Below are 5,518 nucleotides of genomic sequence, written 5' to 3'. Positions count from 1 at the left end.
TATTTCGAAAGCCTGTTCGGCTGGCCGGTGCAAAGCGCAATCGGCCGCACCACCCTGGAACTGGGCTTGTGGGTGCACCCCGAGCAACGCGCCGAACTGGTGAAGAAAACCAAGGCCAAGGGCGAATTGATCAGCATGGAAGTGCAGTTTCGCGCCAGCAATGGGCAGGTGCACGACGGCATCCTCAGCGCGCAGAAGGTCGAGCTCGAAGGTCAGCCCTATCTGCTCAGCACGTTCCTCGACACCACTGAACGCAAAGCCGCCGAACTGGCCTTGAAGGACAGCCAGGAGCGCCTCGACCTGGCGCTGGATTCGGCGCAACTCGGCACCTGGGACTGGCACATCCCCAGCGGCATGCTTTACGGCTCGGCGCGCGCTGCGCAATTGCACGGGCTGGAGCCGATTCCATTCCATGAATCATTCGAGGAGTTTTTCGAAGGCGTGCCGGGCGAGGAACGCGACAGCATGCGCGACGCGTACCGCAGCCTGCGCGAAGGCCCCGCCGGCAATTATCAACTGACCTATCGCGTGCAATTGCCCGACGGCAGCTCGCGCTATCTGGAAAGCCGCGCGCGTCTCTATCGCGACGACAACGGCGCACCGCTGCGAATGGCCGGCACGCTGCTGGACATTACCGATCAGGTCGAGCGCGAACAGCGTCTGGTGGCCTCGGAAGAGAAATTCGCCACGCTGTTTCAGGTCAGCCCCGATCCGATCTGCGTCACGCGCCAGGAAACCGGGGAATTCATCGAGATCAATTCCAGCTTCAGCCAGACCTTTGGCTGGAGCGCCGCCGATGTGATTGGCCACACCGCCGAGGAAATCGGCCTGTGGGACGCCTCGGCGAAAAGCCTGCAACGCATCGAACGGGTGATTCGCGAACAAGGCCTGAGCAACGTGGCCATTCTCGTCCAGCACAAGGACGGCCAGTCGCTGACCTGCGTGATTTCCAGCCGGCAGATCAGCGTCGGCGATCAGCCGTGCATCGTCACCACCCTGCGCGACATCACCCAGCAACAGCGCTCGGAAGCGGCGCTGAAGGCCAGCGAAGAAAAATTCGCCAAGGCGTTCCACTCCAGCCCCGACGCCATCACCATCACCGAGCGCGACACCGGGCGATATCTGGAGGTCAACGATGGCTTCTGTCGCCTCACCGGCTACCGCGCCGACGAAGTGGTGGGCAAAACCGTTTATCAGGTGGGGATCTGGGCCGAAGAGAAACAGCGCTCGACCTTACTCGCCGAATTGCAGATCAAGGGCCGCGTGCATCATCAGGAAATGCTCGGGCGCAACAAGCGCGGCGAATTGCTCACGGTGGAAGTCTCGGTCGAGCCGATCACGCTCAATGAAACCGCGTGCCTGCTGCTGACCGCGCGCGACGTCAGCCTGTTGAAGAACGCCGAAGCGCAGATTCGTCACCTGGCCTATCACGACCCGCTGACCAACCTGCCCAACCGCGCCCTGCTGATGGATCGCCTGAGTCAGCAGATCGCCCTGCTCAAGCGCCACAATCTGCGCGGCGCCTTGCTGTTTCTCGACCTCGATCACTTCAAGCACATCAACGATTCCCTCGGCCACCCGGTCGGCGACACCGTGCTGAAAATCATCACCGCGCGGCTCGAAGCCAGCGTGCGCATGGAAGACACGGTGGCGCGCCTCGGTGGCGATGAGTTTGTGGTGTTGCTCAGCGGCCTCGAAGGTTCGCGCAGTGAAGTCAGCGAGCAAGTGCGCGCGCTGGCCGACACCATTCGCGAATTGCTTTCGGAGCCGATGTTCCTTGATGGCCAGCGCCTGCAAGTGACGCCGAGCATTGGCGTCGCGCTGATTCCCGATCACGGCTCGACCCCGACCGACCTGCTCAAACGCGCCGACATCGCCCTGTACCGGGCCAAGGATTCCGGGCGCAACACCACGCAGATGTATCACAACACCATGCAGAAAGCGGCCAGCGAGCGCCTGCGCATGGAGACCGACCTGCGCCTGGCGCTGTCGCGCGGCGAGTTCAACGTGCACTTTCAGCCACAGGTCGATGCCCGCGACAACCGCATCATTGGCGCCGAAGCCCTGGTGCGCTGGAACCATCCCGAACTCGGCGCGCAATCGCCCACCGAGTTCATCAAGGTACTGGAAGACAGCGGCCTGATTCTCGAAGTCGGCACGTGGATCCTTGATGAAGCCTGCAACGCCTTCAAACAACTGATCGCGCTGAAACTGGTCGACCCGCTCAACTTCAGCCTGTGCGTGAACATCAGCCCGAGACAGTTCCGCCAGAACGATTTCGTCGAACGCATCGAACACAGCATGACCAGCCACGGCCTGCCCTGCTCGCTACTGAAACTGGAAATCACCGAAGGCATCGTCATTCAGAATCTGGAAGACACCATCAGCAAAATGCGTCGTCTGAAAAAGCTCGGCGTGAGCTTCGCCATGGACGACTTCGGCACCGGTTATTCGTCGCTGACTTATTTGAAGCGCCTTCCGGTAGACACCCTGAAGATCGACCAGTCGTTCATCCGCGATGCGACCACTGACTCCAATGTTGCCGAGATCATTCGCGCAATTGTCGCGATGGCCCGCAGCCTTGAGCTGGAGGTCATTGCCGAGGGCGTGGAGACGCCAGCGCAACTGGCGTTTTTGCAGGGCCTGGAATGCCACTTGTATCAGGGCTATCTGCACAGCCGACCGGTGGGGTTGGAGGATCTGAAAAAACTGCTGCCCTGAATCGGCGGTCGCACAGACTGGCAACAGAGCAACAATTGCCACGGTTTGCGTCAGCCTGTAGGGTCGCGTTTTTTGCGCCGCTTCGAGATCAACCATGCAGGATGCATCCCTTCCCCGCCCGGCCCTGCTGGGCATCGACCTTGGCACCACCAACAGCCTGATCGCCGTCTGGCGTGAAGGCCGCGCCGAACTGATCCGCAACGCCCTCGGCGATGTGCTGACACCGTCGGTGGTCAGCCTTGATGAAGACGACACGATTCTGGTCGGCAAAGCCGCCCGCGCCCGCCTGACCACGCACCCGGAACGCACTGCCGCCGCGTTCAAGCGCTTCATGGGCAGCGACAGGCAAATCCAGCTCGGCTCTCGCCAGTTCAGCCCGCAAGAGTTGTCGGCGCTGGTACTTGGCTCACTCAAGCAAGACGCGGAAGCCTTTCTCGGCCAGGCGGTCACAGAAGCGGTCATTTCCGTACCGGCATATTTCAGTGACGAGCAGCGCAAGCGCACCTTGTTCGCCGCCGAACTGGCCGGGCTGTCCGTGACGCGCCTGATCAATGAACCGACCGCTGCCGCCATGGCGTACGGCCTGCACGAACAGAAGTTCGAACGCACGCTGATATTCGATCTCGGCGGCGGCACGTTCGACGTCACCGTGCTCGAATACGCATTGCCGCTGATTGAAGTGCACGCCTCCACTGGCGACAACTTTCTCGGCGGCGAAGACTTCACCGCCGCCCTGTTGCAGGCCTGCCTGAAACACTGGCAACTCACACCCTCAACGATCGATGCACAAGCCATGGCCAGCCTCGGTGATGCCCTGGAACAGCTGAAATGCAAACTCGGCGAAGGCGCGCAGCACTTGAGCTGGCGGCATGCCGAGCAGACATTCGAATGGGAACTGGATGAAGCCGCTGCGGTGAAAATCTGGGAGCCGTTGCTGGCCCGCTTGCGCGCGCCAATCGAACAGGCTCTGCGCGATGCCCGACTGAAACCGCGCGACCTCGACAGCCTCGTACTGGTCGGTGGCGCCACGCGCATGCCGGCGGTACAGCAAATGGTTGCCACGTTGTTTGGACGCCTGCCTTATCGGCATCTTGATCCGGATACTATCGTGGCGCTGGGGGCGGCGACGCAGGCGGCATGCAAGGCGCGGGACGGCGCGGTCGAGGAATTGATTCTGACCGATGTCTGTCCGTATACGCTGGGGATTTCGACCAATCGTGGCGAAGACGTCAGTGGCGCGTTCTCGCCGATCATCGAACGTAACACGGTGATTCCAACGTCACGGGTGCAGCGTTACTCGACGACGTTTGCGCAACAGACTGAAATCCGTATCGCGGTTTACCAAGGGGAACGCCCGTGGGTACGCGACAATATTTTCATCGATTCTTTCGACATCCAGTTCACCCCTAGTGAGCAGCTGCAGAGTCTCGATGTGCGTTTCAGTTATGACATCAACGGCCTGCTGGAAGTAGACGTCACGCTTCTGGAAACCGGCGAACGTTACGGCCACAGCATCGACCGCAGCCCGACCGGACTGGATGAACAGGCGCGCAGAGACAGCCATGCCCGGCTCGCGACGCTCAAAGTCCACCCTCGCGACGCCCTGCCCAACCGCACCCTGCTCGCACGTCTGGAGCGAGCATGGATGCAAACTCTGGGCGACGAGCGTGCGCGCATTGCCGAGTGGATGGACACCTTCAACACCGTGCTTGCCGGCCAGCAAGCCAGCAAAATCGCCAGCCACCGCTCAGCGCTGAATGATGCGCTGGATCAGATGCGTCTTTAACCGTTCAGTTGCCGTAAAGCAGCCTGCAACCCGCCGGACAACATATCTGCCCCACTGTCCGGCGGCACGCCATAGCGGTTAGGCAGTTTGTCTCCCGGAAAGCCGAACAACACCAGCGGCAGGAATGGCAGAAACGGCGACAATCCAAGAAATATCAGCAGTGTCGGTATGCCCCGGCCCATATCGTGCAACCGCCGTAGAACTGCCGCGAACAACAGCAGCACGCCAAGCAAAAAGATGACCAACCCGCCAATCGTCGTGCCCGTTATCAGCCCCGCTATTGGGGTTACCACTACGCATCCCAGGACCTGAGCGATAAAAGCCTTGCGCCCCAGCCGTGATCCGAGGCGCCAGAACGCTTTCGCTGGTACTGGCTGGACATCACTGTTGGCTAACAGCAACCGCTCCGACCACGACAGCAACGCGCACAGTGCCAAGCGCAAACCGACGCTGTTCTGCACGTCATCCTTACCCTGCTGCAGTTGCCGCAACACTCGCGTTTTCGGCACACCGGCAGCGCCGTAGCGAATCAAGCTTTTGAGCGCATCCAGCGCCTCATAGGCCAATAGTTTGTCGACACCGAAATCCGTCAACACCTTGCGCGGTGGCCACACCGGTTCGCCCTTGATCAGACCGTCGCGAAAGCCTTCGAACCAGTCATCCTCGCAACTGACCGCTTCAATCGACTGCAACAACGCCCGGTGCTGCTCGGCGCTCAGGCCTGGATCGTGGTAGAGCACGCCCCAGAACATCAACAAGCCCAGCAGGTCATCGCCGCACGCCGCACGGTCACTTTCGACGCAGGTGTAAAGCAGGGTATTGGCGGGCAGCCTGGCGCTGTCGAGAGCCTGCTCGACACTGAACAACTGTTGCACCAGCAAACCGTGCACAGGATCGTCACCCTGCAGCCAGCCGAGCAAACCGGCGCAATTGCCCTGCTCACGCAGCAAGCGCCGCAATAGCGGCTGCAGTCGGCTCAAAGGATGCGCAGGATTGAACGGCAAACGCTCC

Annotated in this window: 3 protein-coding genes; 2 read left to right on the top strand and 1 reads right to left on the bottom strand. The window is 61.1% G+C overall.

What is annotated here, in order from left to right; genetic code table 11:
- A partial coding sequence (locus tag OQK_RS19960) for an EAL domain-containing protein (protein WP_016773928.1) occupies window positions 1–2,721 on the top strand: 2,721 nt, incomplete at its 5' end.
- Between the two features lie 94 nt (window positions 2,722–2,815).
- Window positions 2,816–4,507 (top strand): molecular chaperone HscC, encoded by a 1,692-nt coding sequence (locus OQK_RS19955; RefSeq protein WP_016773927.1) that lies wholly within the window; start codon window positions 2,816–2,818, stop codon window positions 4,505–4,507.
- Here OQK_RS19955 and OQK_RS19950 read toward each other — a convergent pair.
- On the bottom strand, window positions 4,504–5,518 hold a 1,015-nt coding region (locus OQK_RS19950; RefSeq protein ID WP_038861449.1), incomplete at its 5' end, for a DUF805 domain-containing protein. The genes OQK_RS19955 and OQK_RS19950 overlap by 4 nt on opposite strands.

The organism is Pseudomonas sp. R62, assembly GCF_000257605.1.
In the GTDB taxonomy this organism is placed as follows: Bacteria; Pseudomonadota; Gammaproteobacteria; order Pseudomonadales; family Pseudomonadaceae; genus Aquipseudomonas; species Aquipseudomonas atacamensis.
The sequence above is the reverse complement of the archived record's forward strand: the minus strand, read 5'-3'. Positions and strand labels throughout refer to the sequence as shown.

Coding starts and splice junctions, on each gene's coding strand:
- OQK_RS19955 (WP_016773927.1), top strand. CDS start 2,816: ATGCAGGATGCATCCCTTCCCCGCCCGGCCCTGCTGGGCATCGACCTT.